This window comes from Alteromonas infernus (genome assembly GCF_902705815.1).
In genome coordinates this window covers 80,533-107,514 of record NZ_CACSIG010000075.1, presented here as the reverse complement: position 1 = coordinate 107,514, position 26,982 = coordinate 80,533, and the positions used below count along the sequence as shown (strand labels likewise).

At 38.9% G+C, this 26,982-nt stretch carries 24 protein-coding genes; 7 read left to right on the top strand and 17 right to left on the bottom strand.

Features of this window, described 5'->3' with window-relative positions:
• Positions 1-55: 55 nt before the first annotated feature.
• The 11 genes from ACX5J7_RS17540 to ACX5J7_RS17490 form a co-directional block, all read right to left on the bottom strand.
• Positions 56-817 carry a glycosyltransferase family 2 protein gene (locus tag ACX5J7_RS17540; RefSeq protein WP_498707694.1) on the bottom strand — a complete coding sequence of 254 codons (762 nt, stop codon included), beginning with the start codon at positions 815-817 and terminating at the stop codon, positions 56-58.
• Positions 818-834: 17 nt separating this feature from the next.
• Entirely contained in the window at positions 835-1,869 is a 1,035-nt protein-coding gene (locus ACX5J7_RS17535) for a glycosyltransferase family 4 protein (protein ID WP_498707693.1), read from the bottom strand.
• A gap of 8 nt (positions 1,870-1,877) precedes the next feature.
• A complete protein-coding gene (locus ACX5J7_RS17530; protein ID WP_498707692.1) occupies positions 1,878-3,086 on the bottom strand; it encodes a glycosyltransferase in 1,209 nt (402 codons plus the stop codon).
• On the bottom strand, positions 3,086-4,072 hold the full coding sequence (locus ACX5J7_RS17525; RefSeq protein ID WP_498707691.1) for a glycosyltransferase family 2 protein: 987 nt from the start codon (positions 4,070-4,072) through the stop codon (positions 3,086-3,088). The genes ACX5J7_RS17530 and ACX5J7_RS17525 overlap by 1 nt, the downstream gene beginning before the upstream one ends.
• A gap of 9 nt (positions 4,073-4,081) precedes the next feature.
• On the bottom strand, positions 4,082-5,077 hold the full coding sequence (locus ACX5J7_RS17520; RefSeq protein WP_498707690.1) for a glycosyltransferase family 2 protein: 996 nt from the start codon (positions 5,075-5,077) through the stop codon (positions 4,082-4,084).
• On the bottom strand, positions 5,074-6,054 hold the full coding sequence (locus ACX5J7_RS17515) for a polysaccharide deacetylase family protein (protein WP_498707689.1): 981 nt from the start codon (positions 6,052-6,054) through the stop codon (positions 5,074-5,076). Before ACX5J7_RS17515 ends, ACX5J7_RS17520 begins: the two co-directional genes overlap by 4 nt.
• A gap of 87 nt (positions 6,055-6,141) precedes the next feature.
• Entirely contained in the window at positions 6,142-7,143 is a 1,002-nt protein-coding gene (locus ACX5J7_RS17510) for a glycosyltransferase (RefSeq protein ID WP_483380691.1), read from the bottom strand.
• 71 nt (positions 7,144-7,214) lie between these two features.
• Entirely contained in the window at positions 7,215-8,948 is a 1,734-nt protein-coding gene (locus ACX5J7_RS17505) for an arsenate reductase/protein-tyrosine-phosphatase family protein (RefSeq protein ID WP_498707688.1), read from the bottom strand.
• Positions 8,945-9,514: a D-glycero-beta-D-manno-heptose 1,7-bisphosphate 7-phosphatase gene (gmhB, locus tag ACX5J7_RS17500; protein ID WP_498707687.1), complete on the bottom strand. Its 570-nt coding sequence runs from the start codon at positions 9,512-9,514 to the stop codon at positions 8,945-8,947. The genes ACX5J7_RS17505 and gmhB overlap by 4 nt, the downstream gene beginning before the upstream one ends.
• A complete protein-coding gene (locus ACX5J7_RS17495; protein ID WP_498707686.1) occupies positions 9,511-10,983 on the bottom strand; it encodes an oligosaccharide flippase family protein in 1,473 nt (490 codons plus the stop codon). The genes gmhB and ACX5J7_RS17495 overlap by 4 nt, the downstream gene beginning before the upstream one ends.
• On the bottom strand, positions 10,970-12,088 hold the full coding sequence (locus ACX5J7_RS17490) for a GNAT family N-acetyltransferase (RefSeq protein WP_498707685.1): 1,119 nt from the start codon (positions 12,086-12,088) through the stop codon (positions 10,970-10,972). Before ACX5J7_RS17490 ends, ACX5J7_RS17495 begins: the two co-directional genes overlap by 14 nt.
• Before the next feature lie 119 nt (positions 12,089-12,207).
• Here ACX5J7_RS17490 and ACX5J7_RS17485 point away from each other — a divergent pair, with 119 nt between their 5' ends.
• Positions 12,208-13,461 carry a hypothetical protein gene (locus tag ACX5J7_RS17485; protein WP_483380716.1) on the top strand — a complete coding sequence of 418 codons (1,254 nt, stop codon included), beginning with the start codon at positions 12,208-12,210 and terminating at the stop codon, positions 13,459-13,461.
• A 90-nt stretch (positions 13,462-13,551) separates the two neighbouring features.
• A complete protein-coding gene (locus tag ACX5J7_RS17480; protein ID WP_498707684.1) occupies positions 13,552-14,421 on the top strand; it encodes a ThiF family adenylyltransferase in 870 nt (289 codons plus the stop codon).
• Between the two features lie 123 nt (positions 14,422-14,544).
• Here ACX5J7_RS17480 and ACX5J7_RS17475 read toward each other — a convergent pair whose 3' ends face one another.
• The 5 genes from ACX5J7_RS17475 to ACX5J7_RS17455 form a co-directional block, all read right to left on the bottom strand.
• On the bottom strand, positions 14,545-15,408 hold the full coding sequence (locus tag ACX5J7_RS17475) for a PEP-CTERM sorting domain-containing protein (RefSeq protein WP_483380715.1): 864 nt from the start codon (positions 15,406-15,408) through the stop codon (positions 14,545-14,547).
• Between the two features lie 197 nt (positions 15,409-15,605).
• Positions 15,606-18,263, bottom strand: a complete 2,658-nt coding sequence (prsT, locus tag ACX5J7_RS17470) for an XrtA/PEP-CTERM system TPR-repeat protein PrsT (RefSeq protein WP_498707683.1) — start codon at positions 18,261-18,263, stop codon at positions 15,606-15,608.
• A gap of 118 nt (positions 18,264-18,381) precedes the next feature.
• A complete protein-coding gene (locus tag ACX5J7_RS17465; RefSeq protein ID WP_498707681.1) occupies positions 18,382-19,251 on the bottom strand; it encodes a hypothetical protein in 870 nt (289 codons plus the stop codon).
• A 150-nt stretch (positions 19,252-19,401) separates the two neighbouring features.
• Entirely contained in the window at positions 19,402-20,187 is a 786-nt protein-coding gene (locus tag ACX5J7_RS17460; protein WP_498707680.1) for a PEP-CTERM/exosortase system-associated acyltransferase, read from the bottom strand.
• Between the two features lie 56 nt (positions 20,188-20,243).
• Positions 20,244-20,951, bottom strand: coding sequence for a YdcF family protein (locus ACX5J7_RS17455; RefSeq protein WP_498707678.1), 708 nt, complete (start codon positions 20,949-20,951; stop codon positions 20,244-20,246).
• Between the two features lie 135 nt (positions 20,952-21,086).
• Here ACX5J7_RS17455 and ACX5J7_RS17450 point away from each other — a divergent pair, with 135 nt between their 5' ends.
• The 5 genes from ACX5J7_RS17450 (at position 21,087) to ACX5J7_RS17430 (ending at position 26,059) form a co-directional block, all read left to right on the top strand.
• Positions 21,087-21,875, top strand: a complete 789-nt coding sequence (locus ACX5J7_RS17450) for a S1 family peptidase (RefSeq protein WP_498707677.1) — start codon at positions 21,087-21,089, stop codon at positions 21,873-21,875.
• A gap of 172 nt (positions 21,876-22,047) precedes the next feature.
• Complete coding sequence (locus ACX5J7_RS17445; RefSeq protein ID WP_498707676.1) at positions 22,048-22,860, top strand: hypothetical protein; 813 nt, start codon at positions 22,048-22,050, stop codon at positions 22,858-22,860.
• Positions 22,861-23,092: 232 nt separating this feature from the next.
• On the top strand, positions 23,093-23,965 hold the full coding sequence (locus ACX5J7_RS17440) for an HprK-related kinase A (protein ID WP_483380706.1): 873 nt from the start codon (positions 23,093-23,095) through the stop codon (positions 23,963-23,965).
• Complete coding sequence (locus tag ACX5J7_RS17435) at positions 23,949-25,046, top strand: nucleotidyltransferase family protein (RefSeq protein WP_498707675.1); 1,098 nt, start codon at positions 23,949-23,951, stop codon at positions 25,044-25,046. Before ACX5J7_RS17440 ends, ACX5J7_RS17435 begins: the two co-directional genes overlap by 17 nt.
• Entirely contained in the window at positions 25,043-26,059 is a 1,017-nt protein-coding gene (locus ACX5J7_RS17430; protein ID WP_498707673.1) for an NAD-dependent epimerase, read from the top strand. The genes ACX5J7_RS17435 and ACX5J7_RS17430 overlap by 4 nt, the downstream gene beginning before the upstream one ends.
• Positions 26,060-26,081: 22 nt before the next feature.
• Here the strand turns inward: ACX5J7_RS17430 and ACX5J7_RS17425 are convergent, their stop codons facing one another.
• On the bottom strand, positions 26,082-26,975 hold the full coding sequence (locus tag ACX5J7_RS17425) for a patatin-like phospholipase family protein (protein ID WP_498707672.1): 894 nt from the start codon (positions 26,973-26,975) through the stop codon (positions 26,082-26,084).
• Positions 26,976-26,982: the final 7 nt, after the last annotated feature.

Genomic DNA, 26,982 nt, shown 5'->3' with positions numbered 1-26,982 from the left:
TAGTATTTGAATTTTTTATCAAACTAACCAAAAAATTGTCATTACGTTAGTGCATTCAACGTGGGGGTTGTTGGTATTGGAAAATGTGTCTAATTTTTCTGTATGGAAAATAAAGGCACCAGTATAGTCCGTAAAGGAACTTCATTGGAACTGAATTGGCGTGAATACTGTGGATTTTTTTCTCATCATTAAATCGTTTTTTTAGTGTTTCCCAGTCATTTCTAGAACTAATGCCTGTATCACGCATCACGGCTAGAATATGTGGGCAAAAAGCCACACGAACATCCTTTAAGTACAATCTCAAAAAAAACTCGTAGTCCATTGCTATCGGAATGTCTTTGTTGAAACTACCATGCTTTGTAAAAACACTTCTAGCGCATAGGCAGCCCTGATGCCATATACCAGTTTTGAATCTTGTTAGCCAATCTAAACCGCGAGAGGTCTTACGTAAAAGACTCTTGCCGTACAAAATGTCACAGAGTAACAAGTCATTTCCATTCTCAATATAAGGAGCTACTTTCTCAAGTGCGTATTTATCATGCATATAGTCATCTGCATGGATAAAAGCTATATATTCCCCGGTAGCTAGGTTTATTGCTTTGTTCATAGCGTCAGCGATACCGTCGTCTTTTTCAGATACTACGATGTCCACTTTCTCCTTATATCTTTCAATGATCGCTGGGGTAGAGTCTGTGGAATTTCCATCAATAATGATGTACTCAAAATTCGTGTACGTTTGCGATATTACACTTTTAATGCAGCATTCTAAATGCGATTCATTGTTATAAACAACTGTTACTATTGATATTTTTTTCATTCGGCATTCTTCTGCTACTATTTGAATCGCTTTGAAACACTGTGGTAGAGCTCTATGTAACGCTGAGTCATATTATCGATAAGGAAGTTTTCAGAAGCGAAATTAAAGTTTTGTCTGCCAATCTTATCTCGAAGCTCTGAATTTAAACTGAGCTTTTCAATTTTTTCTACGAAACTATTAACACAATTTAAGTCGCACAGTAGCTCTCGTTGCGGCACTATTTCCGGCAGTGAAGAAATATTATGTGTTACGACAGGTTTAGCGCATAACATTGCTTCGACTGCCGTCAAGCCAAACCCTTCCATGCGAGAGGGAAATAAAAATATGTCACAGTAATTATAAAAGTCATTCAGTTGTTTTTGACTAAGTTTTCCAATAGATACAATCTTAGGAGAGACACGTTTTCTTGCTTTTGTTCTGAGCCCAGCAGTAGTTAATAAAATGAATCTATCATCTAGCTTTTCAATAATTTTCTCTAATAAATCGAAGCCTTTTCTTTCCGTTTGATTGCCGACGTATAGCAGTTTTATCTTATCACTTATATTTGGAACTAGTTCACTATCAATTTTTTTTCTGTAAAAAACGTCGGCACTTACACCGTTGTGAATTGGCACACATTTCTTTTGAAAAATACTATAAACCTCTCTCGCTGCATAATGACTAACGGCCGTGATAGCGTCAGCACTATTGAATGATGATTTTTCAAAATTTTTAACAAGAAATTTGTGGAAAGTCTTTTGTGGTAAGCTTTTATATTTATCAAGCTCTTTATTATGAACTACAAGATGCTCAGTAACAATTAACGGCTTATTTCTTTGTTTGAATGCAAATCCGTTCCAACTATTAGTGTGGATTATGTCTGCATCTGTTTTAAAGTTTCTTTTTATCAGCCAAGGTACATATTGATAAAAGTGTGGGTATTTTCTTATTTCCACCTTTAAACCGTTTTCAGTCAAAGACTTTGCTATGTTATATGTCCAAACGTCGCTTCCAGAGCCACATTCGACTAGAGGAAAACATATTTTGAGATTGTTATTTTTGTCAGAACGCATGATCAAACTTAAAAGTTATTTAGATTAATATTAAATTTCTTTACAGTGTTCTTGACAAGATAGTGCTTAGTAGCGAATTCAAAAGCTTCAGAAGTCACATATTTGCCCTTGTAAGAAAGAGCTAGCGCCAGCGCATTTTTAAGGCTTTCGGAGTTTCCTGGCTCAGCTAACCAGCCAGTTTTCTCATGAATTACCGCATCAGGTATACCACCGCTATTTGTCCCAACTACCTTGCACCCGGCAAGCATTGCTTCTACAAATGTTAAACCTTGTGCTTCTATCCAGCCATCGTCAGATTGTTTCGAAGGTCCAGCAAATACATCTGCCGCAGCGTAATAGTAATAAATTTCCGAACTGTCGATCCATCCAATAAATGTTACTTCTTTCTCAACGCCAAGGTTTTTAGCTAACTCTTTGAAGCGGTCTTCATCATGCCCGCTTCCTACGATAGCTAAATGTACTGCCTTTTCATTATCACGAAGCTTTTTCGTTGCTTCAATTAACTCTCCAACGCCTTTCTCTTCGTTTACGCGCCCCACAAAGAGAATTAAGTGTTCAGCCCCTTTAGGCAGCAACGATGCTCTTAAGCTTTCTATTTTATCACTGTTCAGATGAGGTAAAGGTAAAATGCCAGTGGGAAGTAACAACAAGTTGTCTGAAGAACATGGTGATAGTTCTTCAGCTTTGGCTCTAGTTACTGAACTATTGACTGTCACTATATTTGAGTGCTTGAGAGTGAATGCTTTAAATTTTCTAAGAATATTGCTATCTAGGGCTAGTACGTCGCCACCGTGAATTGTTGCAACGTGCTTTGTTTTTGTCAGTAACGCGACAAGCGCACATACAAAACCTTGTGGTACAAGCCAGTGAGAATTTATCCAAGTGGGTTTCCAAACTAATGTTTGAAGTAGGGTATAGAAAAATTCGCAGGTCACTAAAACAGGTAACTTAATTTTATTAAGCCAGCTTTTTTGCAAGTTACCCAGTGCGCCACCTTGGTAGCATACTGTTTGGCCTGATTCAGGTAGCCAATATCGAAAGCGGCGTATTTCAACACCATCCATTTCTTCTTTGGTTTTGGCGCCTGTATAGTGCGGTGCTAAAACTCTTACTTTAATCCCCTGCGTAACAAGTTCTTTTGCGAAATTATGAACAAAAGGGGTTGTGCTATCACCTTCCCAGCGAGGGTAATTGGAGGTAACAATAAGAATTTTCATCAAGAACGATTCTTCAAGTTATCGTCACGTGCTTTTTTTTCATCAAGCATTTGTAACTCCATTCGTCTCACTTTTTCTAGTGTTTGTTCAATGAGTTGACGATTAAAGTTAATGAGGTCGGCTATGATCGCAATTAAGAATGTGATTATACCTAGTAAAGTAAGCACTCCACCTAATATTAAAGACTGTATGTGACCATCTCCATCCCCCATTATGTAGAAGATGAGGAAACGGACTATAGGAATAAGGCCAATTAAAGTGATCAATGCACCAAGTAACACAAATACCCTGAGTGGTTGGTACATGGTGTACATTCGTAAAATCGTAGTTACCTGACGCTCGATGAATTTAGGAATACTTGTGAAAAGGCGAGACTCTCGCGTTTTAGCGTTAGTTTCAACTGGCACATGAGTTACAGCCATATGCTTTTTACCTGATTGAATCAGTGCCTCAATGGTATAGCTAAACGGACTTATAATGTTCAGTTGCAACGCAGCTTCTCTGCTGTAGGCGCGAAATCCACTCACAGCATCCGGAACCTTTACACCAGATACTTTTTTGACGACATAACTGCCTACACGTTGCAGTAGTTTTTTCAATGGCGAAAAGTGTTCAATATCGTTTGTTTTTCTATCCCCAACTACAACATCAGCTTTCCCTTCAAGAATAGGAACAACTAGTTTTGCAACGTTCCATCCTGCATACTGGTTATCACCATCGGTGTTAACGATTATGTCGGCACCACGTTTTAAGCATTCATCCAAGCCTTTTCTGAATGTTCTTGCTAGCCCTTTGTTATTCTTATTAACGACAATATGGTGCACACCAAGAGATCTTGCTACTTCAATCGTTTTATCAGTGGAGCCATCATCAATAATCATATACTCGATTTCATCGATCCCCTCTATTTGATTAGGTAAATCATTAACCGTTTGGGGTAATGTGTGCTCTTCGTTGTAGCAAGGTATTTGAATAATTAGTTTCATAGTATCCACTTAGCTAAGCAGTGCTTTTGTTTTCAACCAATATGTAAATACAAGCCATTTGATGCTAAATCGACAGGCAAGTGCTTTTGATGCGTATGATGAAGCTTCTTTTACACGATTGGTAGAAAGTAATTCGTGAGTAATGTGTTGATAAATAAATCCTAAATACGCCAGGCAATAGGTACGCAGTGAAGAACGTTTTAACAGTAAGGTTCCTTTTTGAAATACCGTTACCTGATACAAGCGTTTTTCCAGCATATTTACCATGGTTGTCATATTTTCTTTTTTACTTGTATCAGGGATGAGATGTCGAGACACTACGCAGGGGTTGTATAGTATTTTATCTGCTCGGTCTAAAGTTCGAAGATATAGGTCTCGGTCGCATTCCCAACGGATGTTTTCATCCATACCGTTTATGCACAAATAAAGCTCGCGCCTTATAATAGAGCAATTCAAATGGGCAAAGCCATGGCTTTCGAGCAGTTCAGAAACGCTCACGTCCATCGTTCCCCGTACGTCAGATTGCTTATATTGAAGTTTTTCAGCTAAATCTTCTAGCCATATCGGTCCCTGCTTTACTACACCGTCTACAAATACTGCTGTTTGATTCGTGTAATAAGCATCTACCGTACTATCACTATTTGATATGCTTTCATATGCTCGTGCTAGGTGTTCAGAGTCAATCCATTCATCGTCATCATCGAGGAAACATAGGTATTTACCAGCACCAACAAGAGCGCCAGTATTCATAGAGTAACTTTGGCCATGCCCATTTGGGCGTTTTATTTGATATCTAAAATAAACGTTTGAAGGCGTTTCCTTTTCAAATTGCTTGTAAGCTTCAAGAGACTCTTTATCAGAACCATCATTTACAACAATTACTTCAAAGTTAGTGAATGTCTGAGATAAAACAGAGTTTAGGGCTTTTTTAAACAAGTCGACCCTATTTCGAGTGGGGATTACGACACTAAAAAATGGGGTGTTTTTTACATCAGTGTTGGTCATAGTTTACGTACCAATAGGTGTTCGTTGATAGTAATAAATTCACCATTCATTGATTCTTCAAACCAATTAACGAAAGACAATATTTTTTCTATAAACTCGCCACGTTCCCTATCATTTTTGACATAGGGAGTAAGCCCAGCTTTCACGCTAGGTGAGTGAAAAGATAAAATAAAATAGGTTTGTCCGAGAGTATTTTGAAATTTTGTGAGGTTCTTCATGTCAGTAAGCGAAAAGCCCTCTGGAGAGAGTCTATGTAGCTTGGCTCGAAAAATTTTCTTCAATACTTTTATAAACAAACTTTCACTTGAATAAGAAGTTGGCGAAGAGTTGAAATAGTTGCGAACAAAAGAGAAGGGCGAAACAATAGCACTCGAATGTGGCCAGCTTAAGATGTTGTTTTCAAGTGATATATCGTTATTAAAGTTTCTAAAGTCAGGGCCATGTTGATGACGGTAATCAGCGAAAGGGCTAATACTTACGTCAATCTTGTAGTCCAATTCATTTAAAACCTGATGCGTGTTATCGCCGATACCGTATCTACCCGCGAGGTAAGTTACGGGGCGAGTTCCAGTTTGCTCGGTGATTTTATTGGTTAGTTCTGCTAGTTTTGCGCGTTCTTGTTCGTAATCTAAATTACCTGGATAAGATAGATGCTCCGGAACGAAGCCACCACTTTTTTTAAACGGAGGGTTGACCCATGGATGCAGGTGAGCTCCAAACTCAACTTTCTTCGATATCTCTTTACTTGCCTTAATATTGGCAATGCAATGCTGGCCTTGCACACTACTTACAAATGGATAGTCCATTGCGAGCGTTGTTTTAGCGCCCATTGAAGAAAGAGACTGAACTAGCCCAAATAACTCTTCGCCATGAGTCACAGAAGTAGCGTCCACGTTAAAGCCGCCTCCCCAGTCAAACTCTTCTTCCGTGTGAATGACTACCGCTAACTTAGGAGGGCATACATCGCCATCAGTCACTATAACTTTATTCCGTGTTTTAAGGTAAAAAGTAATCGTATCTATTCTTCAAATAGGAGTAAAGTGCAAGCTATAACAACTGAGCGTTTATTTTAGCTTTACTAGGTTTGCCGAACTCGTATCGACGCATTCTTTTAAGAGTTTTATAAAATTTCTATCGAATGCTAGCTTTTGCTCTTCGTATTGAATTCTATTTTTTCTACCAATATCTTTTAGCTTATCTAAGCCTGTTGATTGTATAAGTTCAATTGTATTCTCTATATCTTCGATAGAGCATTTGTTGACGCTACTGAAATAGCGAGTACTCTTACGTGAAACGTTGAAAAGAAACAGGTCTTCACCAAACTCATTCATAGGAGCTGCATTAGTTACAGCTACAACCGCATTGGTAGACATTGCCTCGTTGATGCTGTGACCGAACCCTTCAGCTTCAGATGGGCACAAATGAACGCCGCATTTATTCATCAAAAACTCCAGTTCATCTTGAGGCAAATATGAGCTTATAAACCTCACATTTTTTGCCTTATACTTCTGGTGCTCACTTAGTCGACTTACCACAGTAAGAGTCGGCCACTCAGGGTGTTTTTGCCAAGCCTGCAATAGTGGGATGGTGCCTTTTTGTTCGCTTTTCCCTGCAACGTGAAGATATTTGCAGTAATCTTTCTCAATAGTTTTATCTTGAAGGTTTTTAGAAGTGAACCCCGTGAACTCGCAATGTAGCCACTTGGCACTGAGTTGTTTTAATGCGTACTGTGTTTTACAAAATACATGCACATTGTCGTTTATTCTTTGCTGAGTTTTACTGCGTAACCATTCTTGATTGGGAAAAAATATATTAACGTGAGAGTTAACCATTATCTCGCTATAGATTTCTTCAAAATGAATGGTAAGTTGTTTTTTTCCTAGGAAAAAAGAAGAGAAAAGCTTTTTAGAAAGATTCCAGCAGTTTATAGAAAGGTGTTTGGCGCCATCAAACTCTCTTATTGTACTATTTGGAAAATGTTCCTTTATTACTTTACTTATGATTAAAGCATCATTTTTGAGCCCTTGTGAGGAACCGAATACAACATTTATTTGCCAGTCGTCCATGAACTAAATCCAAACCATTGGTTGTTTTTTGTTCGATTTAGATTAACTTAAGTTGCGTCAAAATTTATATATTATTTTGTTATAGAACCTGCTGCAGTTAGAGTGATTAAAAGTTCGTCCAGTGCACTATTTATATTTAAATAGCATTGCTCAAGAGCATCGGGAGATCCGTCATAGGGGTCAACGATTTCTTTTAATGGCCCAGCGGGAGGCGGTACGAAGTGAGCTAAATTTAAAGCTCTGTAATTATTATAATAACTGTCTAATAAATACTCATGCTTCAAGTCAAAGTATATAATCAATTGTCCATGACTTTTTATCATGGACTGTGACAACCATCTAGAACGATGGTCGTTCAGGTCTACATCCCACTTATTAGCTTCCAATATACATCGTTCGGGAGAAGGACGGTTTTCTAGTTGATGAAATCCTGCACCGTTTACAGCTACATGAGTTCCAAGCTGCTGAAGCTTTTTCTTTAATAGGTTTACTGCAAACGGAGAACGCATAATATTCCCATAGCAGATAACTAAAATCTCATTGATTGGTTCAGCTAGTAAATTAGCGTATTGCTCTAGATTGTTAGAATATTTTGAAATCTTAAGTCCGCGTTTTAGTTTTTTCCCTATAAGATCATTAATCTCACTGAAAAACGGTTGTGTATCGCCCCATTGGAAGGTATCAATAGTATCGTTCCCAGTCAGCAGCCTGAAAAAGCCGAACAAGCGTGGAAAAGTTTTAGACAAAGCTTTAGCAGTTCCGTTTTTTGTCCTGCTGCGTTCAAAGCTCGCTTTTATATCGTATAGATCAGAAGTTAAACTTCTGGCGTGCGCTTTTAAATTGTACGTAAGCTTATGGTTTTTTTCTTTAGTTAACAAATAAGTAGCGAGAATTTTTGGGAAATCAACGCCCGCGAAAATAGCGAGCGGAAGGCTGCCCCAGAAGCGTGCATTAATTTCGATGAGTATCCATTCATTTGAGCTATTGTTATGTTTAAACTCAAACATAGCTACACCGCTATAGTTCAAGTGAATACAAATTTTTTGACAGGCATCAAGCATATCTGGCGGTAATAGGCATGCCTTCCTATATGAACTTCCACCACCGTGTTCAGGCTCAGACACTCGTTTATGAGCAAATGCTGCCCGTATTTTACCTTTCCAAGAAAAGACAGATACTCCCATGCCTGTTCCTTCAAAATACTGCTCGACCAAGCACTGATCATTTTGCTGTTTAAATAGTTCAATATCAGAGGTTGAGCGGGCTATAAGCACCGTGTTTCTTCTATTGAGTTGTTCACTTTCGTATGATTTGGTAGGTTTCAAAACAAGAGGGAGTGAATATTTAGAAATTAAGGCTTCCGTAGAAGTCTCATTAAACTCACAGTGTTCTCCAGAGGCGACACTAATTCCCAGTTCTTCGGCTAATTTTCTAGTTTCTTCTTTGTCAAATAGGGGGCCGAGAATACTCCGGTCAGGGATAGCAAAAATCGCTCGTGTTATTTTAGATGCTTGAATGTCTAATAGTGGATACAACGATCTTTCATCACAAGGAATAATTAAATCATAATCCCCATCCTCTATAATTGCAGTTACTTTCTCCGACCATTCAATTTGAGTAAATGCCTGATAATTAAGCTTATAAGCCTTGTTAACATACTTCGAGCTGAGGGCCGGGGTAGTATTTATAAGCGTAACTATATCTACTTCCATTCCGGCTGCCCCTAGAGAGCGAATTACAGAAAGAAAGCTTCTAGTATCTTCACCTAAAACTAACACACGTTTTTGTACAAGTAACCGAGTCACGCTAAAAAATCCTGATTGAGTTTCTTGGCAAAAGAATAAAGATTATCAAAAATTTGCCATCTTAAAGGTGTGTTTTCTGGCTGGAAAGCATGCCCTGACTTTACGAGTATGCACTGTTTGATACCAGCTGCTTCAGCGGCTTCTAAGTCGCTAAACTTGTCACCTACCATGAAGCTTTTACTCACATCTACAGAATGTTTACCAATGAGATTTAAAAACATCCCAGGATTAGGCTTCCGGCATTCACAGTTCCTTTTGTAAATGCCATTCGCACCTGTTGGATGATGCGGGCAAAATTCGATATCAGTGATAGTAACACCGTGTTTTGCAAGTTCTGCGTTAAGCCAGTTCATTAAGTTTTGAAAATCTGATTCAGAGTAATATCCTCGTCCAATACCGGCTTGGTTAGTCACAACTAATAACTTATATCCAGCGCTCTGTAAGAGTTTTAGGGCACTAATGCAATTGTCAGTAAATTTGAAGTCCTCGATTTTGTGAAGGTAGTTAACTTCTTGGTTTATTACTCCGTCACGATCAAGGAAGATGGCTTTTTGCTTAATACTCATTGTAAAGCCTTATTATACAGCTTATTTCTTATAGAGAGTGCCACTTGGTTCAACAGCTTTCTGTCTTCGGGAGAAAAAAGAGGCAAAAGAGTGGCTAAGAATATTGATATAAAATAAGTTCCCGCGCCAACAATTGAGGTGAATAGAATTCTTATAATTAGACTGTCAAAAATGTTGCAGGCCATTAGGACACAGAACGACATAATTATTCCACAAATGAAGATAACGCTGCACATTCTAATCAAACGTTTCGCACTTATTTTAACCACTGCTGAAAGCCAAGCTAAGCTGCTCAAAAACATAAATACGCTAAATAACGCCCTAAATTTTGCCAGTGAATCAGGGCTGGTAAGAAGTTGATAAGTGAAGTAAAGAGATATAAGGGCTACAAAAAGTGTAATTAAGTCGTAGAAGAACACATGTCTTATTAGGCCGCGAGACAATAAAGCATCGCTGACAAAGTCTCCTGTTGTAGCGCTAAGTGTTAATATTGCTAGTGTAGCTAAGATAGGCGCATACGCTACCCATTGTTCACCAAGTAGCAATAACGTTATGTCTTTTGAGAGTAGAAAAATGCCTATCGACATAGGAGTACAAAGAAGTAGCATAATGAAGCATGTTGCATAAATGCGATCAAAACCTTTTTCTTGCCTGTTGCCCATGGACATAAATGAAAAAAATACTTGGAACAAAGGGCCTACAAGTTCTCTCGACGGTAGCATAGCAATATCTTTTAAAGTGTTGTAACCGCCGACATTAGATAGACTGAAAAACGAAGCAGCTAACCATACGTCGAATTTCGCGCGGACATGAGCAACACCATTTCTCAACAGTAACCATTTTCCAAAATGTAGAGGTTTTCTGAAATATTTGAAAGTGAAAGTCGTACGCTCTTTTAAAAATACATAACTCACACAACACTGAGCTATAGCGTTGGTTAACATTCCTGTCACGAGTGCCCAGTGATTCGTATAAAAGTAAGCAATGGTAATCGATATAACGCTACCTGCAATTTGTCCGAATACTGCAAACTTTGCAAAGTAGTGAAACGACAACTCGCGTTTCAAATGAATAATAAAACCATTGTTAGCAGCATTGACTAGCGGTAAAAAACTTAGAGTAATAAGAGGGAACAATAAATCTTCCCTTTTTAGCAGTGTTACAACAAAAGGCGAGAGACATATAAGCAAAGTAGTAAGACTTGTTTTAATTCCAAAATTTAAAGTCCAGCAAGCACACAGCTCTTCTTTTGATACCTTTAATTTTTGAATGTAATACTGGTCAACGCCGATATCAGTGAAAACGCTCGTAGCCTGAATAACTAGTAGTAATACAGCGAAGGCACCAAAGTCTTCTGGGGTAAGTAGCCTAGCCAAAAGGAAAACGGAAAGAAAGCCTAAAATTCGGTTAAACCAAGCTGCACCTAACACCCAAGTGGAACTCTGTAATAGTAAATTACCCTCGCTCATTTAAAAGACTGTCCGAAAGCCTAAAACGGGATCTAGATTCGTCAATCCAGCGTTTTAAAAGTAGCAGGGGGCGTTTTCTTTGGAAGCTAGTGATTAACAAAGTCTCTTCATTACTACACAATGAAGCTTTGTACTGACCTCTTCCACCCATAAAATCATATGTAGTTTTGCCTTCTCCGGCATAAAGAGATATCGCAAGAGCATGGGCTACCAAACCTGGTTTTAGCTTGTTGTCATCTTCATATTTTATGCCTGATAAGTAGAAATATACATAACCATGGTGTATAAAATTATAGAGAAAGCAAGCAGGTACACCGTTAACATTTAAAGATAATATATCAATGCATCCGCTACTAAAGTTACGTTTTATCAGCTCGTAGTGAAAATCTCTAAATAGAGGGTTATTGAACCCACTTTTACTTCCTTTCCATCTCAAGCGATGAAGTTGTCCCGCGTCCGAAAGCATTCTTAAGGCTTCTTCCAGAGAATCTGCACGTTTTAATTTTACGTCACCTTTTTTATTTAGAAGTTTTATTGAACGTCTGATCTGATGCCTTGTGTTCTTTGATAATGTAGTAAGGTAGTTATCTAAATACCCAAATTCAGGTTTGAGTGTAGTTGAATAACTCTTGGTTTCCCAGATTGTTCTTGGAAAGAGGTTTGTAGAGCAGGGTGTTTCAGAAATTTCTTGTCGGCTAACCCCCAAAACGAATTCATCTACAAATGGATATTCTGCGGTCAGATAGTCTAATACAACGGTCCGGATAGACCATTCTCTTCCTCTTGGGCATAGTATGTCATTGTATTCACTCCATATTTGGTCAAAATTTTGTTTCCCAGTTCTGTTTATCCAAAGTTGGTTCGTAGAGTAAAAGGTTCTGTTTTCTTTATGGATAGAAAAAAATGCCATACCAACAACCTGGTTGTGCTCATAAACAGTAATCAAATTAGTATCGTAGTTGACCATTTTTAGCCAACAACCGATCCACTTCCAGCTAGTAAAAAAGCTTTTACTCGAAAGTTTTTCCAATTTGAGCCATTCATCTGCAATATAGGTTAACTGCTCTTTTTCTAATTTTTTAGTTGTTACGGCTAGAGAGTTCATAAGAAGTGCAGTCTTTTGCTTATCCAATCCATTTTTTAGGTTTCTAGAATAGAGCCATTAGAGATTTTAAGCAATCGCGGTCTCGCTCAGTTTAGCATTCACCATACTTTGGAGCTTCGATGAAATTTTTATTTCAGCTGCTTGTAGTTTTCTTGACTGTGTCAACAGTGTTTATTGTGTTGACAATTTCCACAAAGCCTATCTTGATCAATAGTGAAAAAGTCTCTGGCAGTGTTGTTAAAAAAGCGTATAGCTCTCTTACAGAACTAAGAGAACAGTTGCTAAATGACGACCAAGATTTTGCAGTCAGTCTGTCTGAAGAAGAGCTTAATAGCATGCTTTTATTAGCCAATGACCTAGCGAGTGTCAATATGAGGATAAATCTTGGTGTAAATAATGGGATTTTTGTTTTTCAATTGGGTACTAGAATACTCAGCCAGCCTTTTTACATAAATGGGTTTTGTATATTAGGTGGGGCCGCAGAGAGATTAATAGATGAGTGCAAAATAGGGTTAATTCCGATTAGTGGAAAAGTGATGGAGTTTTCTATTGCTAAAAGCGCTCAACTTCTAGGAGGGAGAGAATTGGCGGAGTTAGTTAAAGATTCATTCAGTTCGGTGCAAGTAGATCAAGGTTATCTGATTGGGAAAATGAGAAAGTCTCAATTACTAGGAGAGAACATTCGCCAACGAAAGAGACAATTCGTTAACGTATCTAAAAGGTTATTTCAAAATGCTACTATACACAAAGACGCTGTAGCAGTTTATATTGATGCATTAAATTCTATTCCACATTCTGAAACCCGTTTAAGCGTCTATATAGCTCAAGCTTTTAAAACTGCTAAAGCTTCGCCAAATGCTTTGCCACCGAAAAAAGAAAATGAAGCTGCCCTGTGGGCAGTTGCGATCTTAGTTGGGTCAAACCAGTTTGCCGATATGATTGGACTAGATAATTTGCCCCTTAACTTAAGAAGCACTCAAATAAATGGCCGTTTCGACCATAGCCTACATTATGTTTATTCCATGATTATCGAACTTACCACAAATGTTTCGTTGAGCAATAAAGTAGGTTTGTACAAAGAGCTGCTAGACAGTGAAGGTGGAAGTGGTTTTAGTTTTGATGACTTGGTTGCCGATAGAGCAGGAACAAAGTTAGCTCACGTTGCTACATTGGACAATAAGCATGCAGTTCATATACAGGCATGGTTTGCTTCTAATGAAATAATTCTTCTGCCTAAATTAGACTTCCCTAATAACCAATTACAAAGAAACAATTTTAAGAAATATTTCGGAGGGGCTAAGAATAGCGAACTTGACACAATAATAGAACAAATTGAAGCTGCCATTGATAATTTAGAAACATATAAGCTTTAGGTTAGGTAGTAATTTTAACCAGTACGATTATTAGCTAAAGAGTGCTATAACTAAATAACACGCTATTTATCTTTAATGAGGGAGTATGAAGTGGGGTTTGACTACAATGAAGCCTTTTCTAGAAATATCGGATGGGTAACCGAAGAAGAGCAAACAAAGCTGAAAAATGCCAAGGTAGCAATTGGCGGGTTAGGTGGTGTTGGTGGTGATCATGCGATTGTCCTAGCGCGTTTAGGAATCGGTCATTTTCATATCTCTGATATGGACGCCTACGATTATGTTAACTTCAATCGACAAGCTGGCGCAAATGTAAATACGGTTGGTAAAGACAAATCGTTAGTTATGGAAGAGACGCTGACTTCTATAAACCCATCAGGAAGTTTAAAGAACTTTCCTAGCGGGATCTCTGAAGATAATTTAGATGAATTTCTAGATGGCGTTGATTTATATGTAGATAGCTTAGATATTTTCAAAGTTGATATACGTCGCAAAGTTTTTCAAGCATGTTACGACAAAGGTATTCCTGCTATTTCCGCAGCGCCAATGGGTATGGGCACAGCCTTGATGTGTTTTTTACCAAACAAAATGAGCTTCGAAGAGTATTTTTGTTTAGAGGGTGTCGATTTCGAAGAGCAAATACTTAGATTTGTGGTAGGTATGTCACCGAGTATGTTGCAGAGGCATTACCTTGTAAAAAAAGCGAGTGTTAATTTCACCGAGAAAGAGTCTAAAGTACCCTCTACTTGTATGGGAATATCTCTTGCCGCAGGAGTGCTATGTACTAACGCGTTAAAAATCTTACTTGGAAGGGGGGAGGTAATCCATGCACCGCAAGGGCTTCATTTTGATGCTTACTTAAATAAGCTTGTCAAAACCAATCGGCCAGGTGGGAACAAGCACTGGAAACAGCGCTTTATGTGTTGGTATTTAAGAAGGCTTCTTGCAAAAGGTGATGATTAGTACGTTTTGAGTACCCCCACCTAGCAAAGCTTGAATTTTAGAGAAAGGTAAAATAAAAAGCCCCAATGGTTATACGTTGGGGCTTTTTTTTCAATTTAAAAAACAGCTATATCGTTGACTTAATTACTTGCGACGACGGCGGCTAGTACTTACTAAACCAAGCAGACCTAAGCTCATAATTGCTATCGTTGAAGGTTCTGGAACCGCAGCAAAAGATATAGAACCGTCGTGAAGTCCTCTTAACGTTGATGTGCCATCACCGTTATCATCGATCTGAACCTGCGATGCATCAGTGTTGTAGTCAACACTTGCAACTACGTTAACAAAAGATGTAATCAAGTCATTAAACGAGCCTGTGGCAAAATTGAACATATCACCGACCATAACGCCGTTTACTGTCCCTGTTCCTACCGAGCTCAAAACGCCAGCTAGGTTTTGACCGCCAGCTGGTGTATTAATAGTATCATACACATCTATTGTAAATAGCTCAGTAAATGTGTCAGCTATTGTTGCTTCAAACGAATCATAGTAGTAAAACGTTATAGCTCCACTATCGTAGTCTGTTATTAACTCACTGCCAGAAATTGTGCCACTTAAATCGAATTGAAAAGTAAGACCCCAATCTTGTGAATAGTTGTTATCACTAGGACCAGCCTGATTGAGGGTGTCCTGAGGCGATAAGTCACTGATTCCGTTCAGGCCTAACGAAGCTATTGCATCATTCACCGAGCCAGAAAAATTTACGCCACCGAACGTGTTAATGTTGCACCCTGTGGAAAGTGACAGTGCACCACAGTCTGCCACAGTGGTTGATTGATAGTTATATAGTAATTCGCTTAACCAGCCAGTTGTAGTTGACCCAGCAGCTGTGTTTGGGTTTAGGCCGCCATCGAAGTCTACACCTACATCTATATAAAACTCTTCAGCAGATACTGCTGAAGTCGCGAGCGTTAGTGCTGCGCCTATTGCAATGTGTTTTAATTTCATTTGTGAATCCTTGTAACAAAACTAAAAATTTTAGTAAGGCTGCTACATCAAAATACTTCAAATCCTTTATGCAGCCGTTCAGTAACATACTATGCTAAAAGCGCGCCAAGTAATTAATCTATATAAATCATGACTCTACAAGAAAGGTGATTGATGGTTGTAAAACTTTCTGACAAAGCGAATACCTTGAAAACGAATTAGCTCGCGTTTTTTGCAGAGCTAGCTTCATTTAAATGATTTATAATTTGTTCATTGTCCGGGTCAATTCCTAAAGCCTCTTTTAAAATAAGAATTGCTTGTTCAATGTCGTCGTTTTTTAAAAGTGCGTAACCATAGGTGTCTAAAACAGTCGCACTTTCCGGTGCTATCGCGAAAGCCCTCTCAGCAAACTTCAGTGCTTCCTCAAAATTCTCGTGTTTAATCAATTGCCAAGATAAGTTATTCAGAATAATGAAATTGTTAGGTTCTGAATTCGCTAGTACTCGATAATGCTTGATGGATTTTGTCACATCGAATTTTGAAAAAATACTTGCCAAGGTTAGTCTTATAGTTGCGTCATCAGGCCGTATTTCAAGGTGTTTTTCTAGAAATTTAACCCCCTGTTCTGGGGTGTTATTGTTGACGTTTGCGCTATATATAATCGAAGCCGTTCTTGAGGAGTTAGAATAGTTATAATATTCAGTCAGAGCCTTAATTGCCGAAGGGAAGTTTCCGTTTGCATAAGCTATATGCCCCAGAATACTTTTATACTCAGGAGTATTTTTCGATTCTTCGCTAAGCAGATCGACAGCTCTTTTCGCTTCTTTAATTTGCTTATTTAAGATTAGATAGTGCGCTCGCAATAGTTGAAATTGTGTAGATCTAGGAAATCTTACCAGCGCTTTTTCAGTCTCGCGAAGCGCTTTATCAAACTTACCAGTTTTGTCAAATAACATGACAGGGAACAGCCATGGCTTAATGTTTGATGGGGATGTGCTCCTCCAATCCTGATAAACACCTAGTGCTTGTAACTCATCCCCGTTGATTAAAAAAGCTTCGGCCCATAATTGCCAGAACTGGTCAGGAGCGTTTCTCCTCGATTTTACTAGTTCGAAGGCATCTATAAGCTGTTGTGACTTACCGTCAGATAGTAATGCTTGCGCATAACTCGTAATATATTGAAAATTTTCTGGCGACTCCTCAATTTTTTTTCGATAGATGGAAAGCGCCGATTCTATTTCTCCATATTCTTTCTCTAACAAAAAATAATTAAACAAAGTAGTGCCTGTTGCTTTTTTAGATTTGGCTAACATTTTTTGTAGTTCGATAGCCTTATCGAAGTTTTTCTTTTCAATTGCCTTCTTCGTATAAAAATTGATCGAATATAAATTCAAGCTATCGAGTGAAAGAGCTTTGGCATGTATTTCTTCTACTTTTTTGAGGTCACCTAGTTTTGCATAAACTGTTGCGGCAGTATTAAGCGCTTGTACATTGTCGGGGGATTTAAGTAGCCAATCATCGACTTGTTCTTTTGCTAATGTTAGTTGGTCTGTATTAATGTAACCTTCAATTAATGCGAACCTCGTGATAGTTTCATCATCTATCAGTAATGACTTTTCTAAATCAGAAATACCACTTGCGTCGTTTAAACTCAATTTGAGAATACCAACTTTCGCTAAAGACTTAGCATCATTTAAGTCATTGGTTTTTATTTTCTTTATCAGGCCTTTTGCTTCGTCAGTCATTCCTTTATTAACAAGTTCAGCGCTCAATTTGAATAAAAGTTGCTTGTCATTATCGTCGATGAAGGAATAGTTACCCATATCTTTCAGAGCATCTGAGGTGTAACCTAAGTTTATCTTAATATCAGATAAAATTTTGTTAACTGGGTGAGTGGCAACTACGTTCTTGCTGACTGGAAGTAAGTACTCAAATGCTTGTTCGTTTTTCCCTAAGTTATAAGCTGCCACTCCAGCATATAGTTTCGCAATAGCATCATCGGGCTCACTTAAAAGCGCTGTATCCATATGTCTAATCGTCGATTCGAAATTTTCCTTATTGAACAATACGATACCTTTCAATATGTTTGTATAGTGATGATTGGGAAACGACGATAGAATTTGATCAATGAGAGGGGTTGCTTTCTCAAATTGGGCTGTTTTTGTATAGCTGTCAGCTAATAGAAGCTTCCCTTTTTCGTTTGATGGTTGGTCTTCATTAAACTGTTCAAAGTTTTTTACTGCACTTTCGAAATCACCATCTTTAGCGTACAGTTGCCCTAAAAGAAGCCGTGCCTCATAAAACGATTCATTAGTGCTAAGTAATTCCTCAAGCAATATCTGAGCATTAGTGTAGGAACCCTGCTGACTTAAAAGAAAAGCTTTTCCGAAGGAAGTGTAGTCTGCTTCACCGGAAACAATCTCGGCTTGTTCTAAAGCTCGTTTAGCTTTGATATGTTCATCTAGCGCAGCGAATGCGATAGAGCGATATACATAAATCTGCGTAGTTAACGCGTTTGAAGTATCTGGTAGGGTTTCTGACTTTTCTATTATGCCTTCGTAATCTTCCTGAAAATACAGGACGCGATAGAAGGACTCTAATACCTTATCGTTGTTTTCTTTATTTGAAAGGATAAACTCTAACTCTTTTCTTGCATTAGCGTACTGGCCACTTTGCAGATAGACATTTGCAAGTATTTCTCTAGCTTCAAGAGAATCAGGTGTTTCTTTTACGAGATTCTTAAGCTTTATTTCTGCTGTTCTAAAGTCCCCTGACTCTAATGACTTCTTAGCATCACCCAACAATTCCTGCGGACTCTGCTGAGAGCAACCTACAGTGAGTGCAAGGCATACAAGAAATATCAGTAATTTGTCCATGTTCATTCCTTCGAAAAGCGTCAAAGCTAATAACAGATGATACTAACAGTTAATTCTTATAAAACAAAAAGCTCGCCTAAGCGAGCTTTATATCGTCATCGAATCTTACGGTCGCTTATTACTTCATAGCTTTCTTACGAGAAAAAGCGCTAATTACAAACAATGATAAACCAAACATAGCTACCGAAAATGGCTCTGGTACTACCGCGAAACTAACTGAACCATCATGGGTACCACTTAAAGAAGTAGTGCCATCGCCGTTATCATTAATTGTCACGAGATTAGCATCAGTGTTGTAATCAATATTCACAACGATGTCTTGCTGATTTTCTAATATTGATGCGAAAGTTCCAGAGCTTACATTAAAAAAGTCGGTAATCGCTACGCCGTTTATTGAACCTGAACCAAATGAAGATACCAAGCCCTGAAGTATTTGTCCGCCAGGAGAGTTAAAGGTTCCAAATACGTCAACAGTGAAAAGTTCAATCAAAGCTGTTGAAACGTCACCGGTTGCAAGTGTCGTTAAGTCATAATAGTAAAAATTTACAGTGCCACTATTGTAGTCTGTAACTAAATCTGGTCCTTGAATAGTTCCTTCTATGTCAAAACTGAATGTGATTCCCCAGCTTTCAGAATAACCATTATCACTTGGCCCAGAGACATCGAGAACGTCCAAAGGGCTAAGGTCAGTAACGCCATTAGTTCCTAGTGAGCTCAAAAACGCGGCAAATGACGTGAGATCTGCGCCCCCGGATGTGTTAACGGTGCAACCTCCAGCAAGTTCTGCAGCAGAACAAAAGGCAGTAGTATTTGAATCATACTTATGGAGGAGTTCAGTAACCCAACCAGTGGTGTTTTGGTCTATCGCAACGTCACTGTTTTTCGATGCATCGAAATCAGCTCCATTATCTATGTAAAATTCATCGGCTGTGGATGAAAGTGAAACTATGGGCAGAACGAGTGTTGCTAAAAGTTTAAATAAACGCATGATTTACCTCGATACATCAACAAAAAATCATATTCGGTTTTCTGGTATGGCGATGCAAAAAATGAACCATACTTCCAAGTGTATGAATACGAAACCTTTTAAACTATGTTCCAAGTCGCTCAGTTAACAGCTTGTAAAAAAATTTGACATTCAAGGGTGGAGCTTATTTTGTGGAAGGGGGGATTTGATTAGGGCGCTTCTACTACTAGAAATATCGTTTTGAATCTCGGTGAGTAGTTCACCGAAACCTCTTCTTAAGTTCGCAGGCACTTCCATGGGATTAATAATAAATGGCGCTCTCTGACCATGATAGTCTACTACTGAACCTATTTGTTTGAAAGGTAGCCCAACTAATCTCATGCTCCTTGCTAGCCTCGGCTCAACCATTACGTAACAATGATGAATATTTTTTTCAATTAGAACCGCTGTTGCTGAAAGGTATAACCCTACAGCAATAAATGGAAAGCACCGTAACTCAGTTTCTGAGTAAGTATGTTCATTGATTGCACCGATAGCTGCGCCGTCGAACTCATCCATTTGTCTTCTACGGAAGTGTTCAGGTACTGCTAATCTGGAAATTTCTACAATATCTTTACGTTCGAAGTTTGATGGTAAGAATTCTTCATCTTCTATACTTTCATTGCAGAAGACTTCGATTGGTAGCTTCTCTTTTTCAGATTGAGAGGTAATTATGCGAACAGTTCCGGCAAATGTAGAGGAAAGTCGGTGCTTTATAAGGCAGTGGATCGAATGCGAGTCAAAATCGTCGGTTTCAAGTTTATTCGCTCTTATTGGCTCAAGTTTGAGTTCTTCAGCATATACGTTATGTCGTATACCAAATGAAGCTTTGACACTTTCCTCGCTATTAGAAACATCAGGCTCAAAATAGGTGGCGAAATGTGATGCAATTGATTCGGCGTCTTGTCGGTTTCTCATTTTGATATTCTCTACATTTGTCGTTATAAATTTTAATATGCATTCAGCAATAGCTACTAAGTAAACCAAATCTTTTTTTTGAGTTTAAATTCGACTAGGCCGAAATATTCATGTAAAGCTCTTTTGATTATAGTTAAGTTCGAGGGATCTGGTAAATTGAGCTTAAGTACAATTTTGGGTTTTACTAAAAAGTCGGTAGGAGCAGCGTGAATATTTACCCCACATAACTTGAAGTAACTACTGGCTCTTAACATATGGCTCGCCGACGTGACCAAAGTTAAAGATGAGGGGTGAATATTTTTCACAATTCCCTGAATTTCGGATTCAGTGTCTTTGCCTATTGGAACTTCAATAATATCTTTGCTCTCCACACTGCGACGTTTGAGAAATTCGCGAGCGTAGCGACTATAAGCGCTTGGCCACTCGCCAAATTTACCGCCAGCAACAATTATCTTGTATTCATGAGTTTGATATATATCTGCTGCGTGTGATAATCGTAAATAAGAGCATGGTGGCCATCTGTTTGCATATGGAATAGTCATTTCATCGTAATAGTTGCATGCCATTACCACAATAATGCGCTGTCCATTGCCAGTGTTTTTTTCATTTTTATCGTGTTTGCTATTGATTGAGTGTTGCTCCAGTGGATGTAATAAAGCTGAAGAAAGAAAAGATTGACTACATGAAAACAGCAAAATAAAAGCAAATAAGATAGTATGAAAAGAGTACTTATTCTTTTTAACTAATAACAATAGCCCTGACATTAGCACTAGGATAAAGAAATGTATCAAAGGACTGGTTATTATATTAGCGAAAGTACTCAATGTCTTATTCTTGATTTAATTAACCTTTGCTATTGTTTTACCACTCATTTATGCAAAAACACCAGAGATAAAATTATGAAACTCACGTTTTTTCTATTTCTTTTGTCTATATTCAACATCCTTAACACCGTTCATGCTAGTGATACTCTCTCACTACCTTCAGTTATAAAAAAAGTACAGCCATCGGTAGTAGGTGTAGGGTTGCTTACCCCTATCGAAGGAAATTTAGCACAACTAAAAGGTACAGGGTTTGTTATTGGAGGAGGGCGCTACATTGTCACAAACTATCACGTTGTATCAGAAACACTTTCCCAAGATAAAATTCAGAAGCGTGTTGTTTTCGTTGGTACTGGTCGTAAATTTGAATTGTATGAAGTAGAAATAATAGATTTTGATCCAGTGTTTGACTTGGCAATTCTAAAAATTTTGACTGATAAAGTTGTACTTCCTTCTAAGTTCACATTTCGCAAAACTGAAAGCATGGTTGAACCGGGGGAAGAAATAGCCTTCACGGGTTTTCCGATTGGTAGTATACTTGGATTGTATCCAGCTACTCATAAAGGAATTATTGCGGCAGTAACTCCTGATGCCACTCCAGCAAGCTCTTCGTCTCAACTCAATTCCCAGTTAATTACTAGGTTACAGCAAAAATTCGATGTTTATCAATTAGACGCTACTGCATTTCCAGGGAATAGCGGAAGTGCGCTATATGTAGCTAATTCAGGTGAAGTGATTGGCATTATAAATAAAGTAATGGTTCAAGGTGGAAAAGAGTACGCACTATCTTCCCCGAGCGGGATTACCTACGCAATACCTGTAAAGCATTTGCGAAATTTAGCAACTAGGAATAATATTGACTTGTAAAGACAAGGAATCGTCAAATTTCTTTACACTTTTTGTAGATGTCGCAACTAACCTATTGTTTGCTCGATCAAAATTATTTGGCTAGTTTTTTGCATCTAAAGGGTTTGTTTAGATAAAAGTTATCAACTGATAGGTTCGGATTAGATTTATGCAAAAGTTATCAAGACGTAAATTGTTAAAAGGGACAGTTAAAACTGCACCATTGCTTACCTTAGCGAGCAGTAAGTCGGTTTGGGCGTCTAGCTGTATGTCTATGTCGGGTTCACTATCAAACAATTTCTCGAACAAAGTCACTTATGAGTGCAATGGGTCGGCAGGGTGTACACCAGGCTTTTGGAAAAATCACATTCAAGCATGGCCTAAATTCCTTTTTCCTGGGATATTTTTGTTTTCAAACGATAAGTTTAAAGTCGCTTGGGATTGGACAATGGGCTCGCATGATTATCTAGACGGAAGCAAAAAGTATTACGGTTGGAGTGATAAGTCGTTAAGAAAATATGCGAAAATGGATAATCATGGTAGCTACGCCCAAACTTGGACCGCACTATTGGAAAGCATGTGTCCGAGCTTTATTACTAAAGAAACATTATGGCAATCACTAAATGAAGGATACGAGGGTGGAGAGAAAGAAGCCGAGTATCACATGGCGGCAGCTTTGTTGAATGCTGCTCACAGTGACATAGACTATGGATATGATATGGTCCAGCTACTTACTTTCTGTAAAAAGGCTGAAGAGTCGAATAGTAAACAGACATTGCATCGTTTCATAGATTCTATAGTATCTTTGAATGAGCGTGGAAATATAGATGCTCCGGAAGTTCAGACTTTTTCCACGTCGGACCTCTCGGAATGTTTCAAGTCCGAGAAGAGGGCATCAAGTAGAAGCTATTCTGTTAGAAGTTTTGCTACCTTTGAAAGCTCAGAAGCTTCAATTGATACCTCTAACATCATTGGTGACGCCTCGGATTACCCCTCTACAAGATAGTTGTTTTGTTAAATAAATTCGTTGAAGTAACTCATACCGATTCTATTGTTGTTTTGTATCATAGAGGAACAGGACAAACATTAGTTTTTGGTATTGATATAATGCCTCTCTTAATATTTGAGGGTTCATCTAATCAACTAGATGAGCCCCAGTTTGCTAAATATCATATAACGATAAGCACCCTTAGAAAATTTGATATGTTGGAAGACTGATAAGAAAACGGAGTTTATTGGTGCGTAATAACAGTTGTATAGTTAAAACTTCCCCATTTTCTTTTAAAGTATCTTCACATTTTCCGTCTGTTATAAAAAACCTGTCCACGCTATACCCTGACTCGCTGTTGACGTCTAGTGGTACTGCAGATTTTAACGTCTCAGTAAATATGCCTTTCGTCTCGGCCATCCCTCTTTTCAAACGAGCATTGTTTTCTTTAGATGGTTTTGCTCCATTTACTCGAGGGCCTATTGATCATAGTCACGCATTACTCGAATGGGGAATGAATTGGTGTGTGTCTAAATATGGGGCGGACAGGCTTATTATTCATGCTGCTTGCGTTGCAAGGAAACAGAAAGCCGTCTTATTATCTGGTGATTCAGGTAGTGGCAAAAGCACATTATCTTGCGCATTAATGAATGAATCTTATCGGCTATTAACAGATGAATTGACTCTTGTTAATTTGGAAAACTCATTAGTAACACCTTTTGTAAGGCCAGTTAGCCTAAAGGATAAAGCGATAGATGTAATTCAAAAACGATACCCTTCTGCTGTGATAGGGCTCGTCGCTCATAACACCCATAAAGGGACAGTAAGTCACTGCCGTCCATCTGACCTGAGCTGGTCGACAATGATGGAACCAGCCGAAATCCGTGGTATTGTCTTTCCTAAATACAACGCACTAGCAACAGATATTAAAGTCTCTCAAATTTCGAGTTTAGATTCGTTCACAAAGTTACTTGAGCAAGCTTTTAACATCCATATTTTGGGTTCGAAAGCAATTAACATGCTTCAACAGATATGTGAACGGACACCAGCATTTGAAATAACCTATTCCGATACGCAGCATGCAATTGATTTTGTAAATGAGTTATATGAAAGTGATAAGTAGTAATCTCTTAATTGACCTTGTCACAAACAAAAAGAGCACGCTTCAGTTGGAAAAAAGTGAGTGGTGTGATGTCGTAGCATTGTCAAGACAGCTAGGTTTTCTCCCTTTTCTTTACCAGATTTCCCGCGAAGAAAATACTCTTACATTAATGCCTATGAGTGTAGCTAGTCAGCTCAAAAGTGCATATTACGAGTTACTTAAGCAGCATGACTCGATTAATTGGCACTTGTTACAGCTGCGCAAAAACAACCCTGGAGATTTAAAAATAACTTTGCTCAAAGGTGCCGCTTATATTATGGCTGGCAAAAAAAATGCTAAGTACAGACTCTTGTCAGATATTGATTTGCTCGTAGAAAAAAACTTCCTAGATGATGCAGAGTTTTGGTTGTTTATAAATGGTTTTGCAGTTTCAGTTTCTGATGAATATGACGACTATTACTATCGGCAGTGGATGCATGAATTACCCCCATTTGTAAATTCAAAAAGTGGTCTAGTCGTAGACTTGCATCACAATTTACTTCCTATCAGCTCCAAGCGTCATATTAATGCTTCACTAATAGTAGATAACGGCGTGGAGTTAGAGCAAAACTTAATAGTGCCCAACGATGAAGATTTGATAATTCACTCAGCTGTGCATCTAATTCAGGATAGTGTTTTTAATCGTTCACTGCGTGATTTGTGCGACCAATATTGGTTGCTTAAGGACTTCATTGAACAAAATGGAACGAGCGCCTCTTTACTTGAAAGAGCTAAAAGCTTGTCGTTGGGCATTGATCTTGCAAAATCTCTTTCTTTGATGAGCGAAGTTTTAGGAAGGTCCCTTTCGACTGAAGAGTTGGCATTTGTAGGGCAAATGTTGAGGCGAAAGCGATTATGGATTGTAGAGAAAAAATGCTACGTTATTATGCTCCATCAGCCAGTGGTATCAGAATGGAAAGCAAAGCATCATGCTGCATCACTTTATTTATTCGTCAAAAGTCATTTAATAAAAATGCCTATCAAGTTGCTTGTCAAACATGCGGTAATAAAGTCGTATAAAAGGATTATTGGTTTGTTTAAAAAACAAGAGAAGAGTTTATGAAAATCTTAGTCACCGGAGCAGCTGGTTTTATTGGTGCAGCTGTATCGCAATACCTTATCAATCGTGGTGACCAAGTTGTCGGGATTGACAACATTAACGATTATTACGATGTAAATCTAAAGCACGCTCGTCTAGACGAGATCAAATCATCATCTGCAGCTGACCTGTTCTCATTCACAGAAATGGGCGTTGAAGAGCGCGAGAAAATGGCAGCGCTTTTTGAAGAACATAAGTTTGATAGAGTAGTGCATTTAGCCGCGCAAGCTGGCGTGCGTTATTCCCTCGAAAACCCGAATGCTTATGTCGATTCCAATATCGTCGGTTTTGTGAATATTCTAGAAGGGTGTCGCCATAATAAAGTCGAGCACTTAGTGTATGCGTCATCTAGCTCGGTCTACGGCGCGAATGAAACCATGCCGTTTTCAGAACAGCACAATGTCGATCATCAGGTTAGCTTGTACGCCGCCTCTAAAAAAGCCAACGAGCTAATGGCACACACTTATAGCCACTTGTATAACTTACCTACAACTGGGCTGCGATTTTTCACCGTGTACGGCCCTTGGGGGCGCCCAGACATGGCGCTGTTCAAGTTCACTAAAGCCATTTTGGAAGGCAAAACAATACAGGTTTACAACTACGGCAATCACCGTCGTGATTTCACCTATATTGATGATATCGTTCAAGGCGTCATTCGCTCGCTTGATAATGTGGCTAAACCGAATGAAAACTGGGATGGTAGCAATCCTGACCCAAGCACGAGTAAGGCGCCATATAAGGTGTATAATATTGGTGCACAAACGCCAGTACATTTGTTGAAGTTCATTGAAACGCTGGAAAGCGCATTAGGGATTGAAGCCCAAAAAGAGCTGCTTCCAATGCAGCCAGGCGATGTGCCAGATACCTATGCTGATGTATCTTCTTTAGTTGCTGATACCGGCTATCAGCCTTCTGCTGACGTCGAAACCGGCGTAAAAGCGTTTGTCGATTGGTACCGCAACTTCTACAAAGTGTAAATGAAAGGGCGTCTCGAAGAAATTAAGACACGTCGAATGCACTGCTTCTCATAAATCCCGCACACTTTTTGGGCAGGAATTCCTTGGTAGTGGAATATCCCAGTTCAAAAAGTGTGTTTTTAATTTCCGGCGTTAGCGAAAAGTCTACCGCAGAAACTTCTCCCGTATTGACCACTACCGTATTGTGCCAATACTTTGCATTCACATACTCCCGCGATATCGCCGTTATAAACGTACGGATAAGCATGCCCAGATATTGTGGAAGTTGCAGTAAGTTTTTCTTAATGGCTTTACGCTTTTGCTCCGTGCTTTGAAGTCTAAAGCATACCGACGGCGTGCCGTCTCCTCGCCAGTCTTCAAACAGCGCATCTTCAGACAATATCGCACCGTCCACCAACAAATACTCTTTAAAGGGTTTGAATGAAAATATTAGCGGGATAGACATGGAGTAGCGCACCGCCTCTGATACCTTCATGTAAGGCGTAGCGTGCTTGTTGAATAAAACCGGGCCGCCGCCGTTTACATCTGTGGCGAGTATGTTTAAATCGAGCGGCATGTCGGCAAATACCGCGCCTTCAAGCTGTTCATCTATCCAGTTTTGAAATACATCACCCGAGGAGAGTCCGCCTTCACGTAATAATCTTACAAGTGAGAATTCAGTAAATTGCTTAAAGTCGGTGACAAGCGCCAGCTCTCGCATTTGTTCAACGCTATAACCTTTAGCATAGAGCGAGGCAATAATGGAACCGCCTGATACGCCTACAAGCGTATCAAAGCCAACTTTCATATCATGCAGGGCTTTTATAATGCCTATGTGAGCGCTTAAACGTGTGCCGCCTCCTGAGAAAATAGGAACGATTTGCGTTAAGTCTGAGGTTGATAGGTTATTGGGTATCGCTGCCGAGGCTACCTGCATATGCATA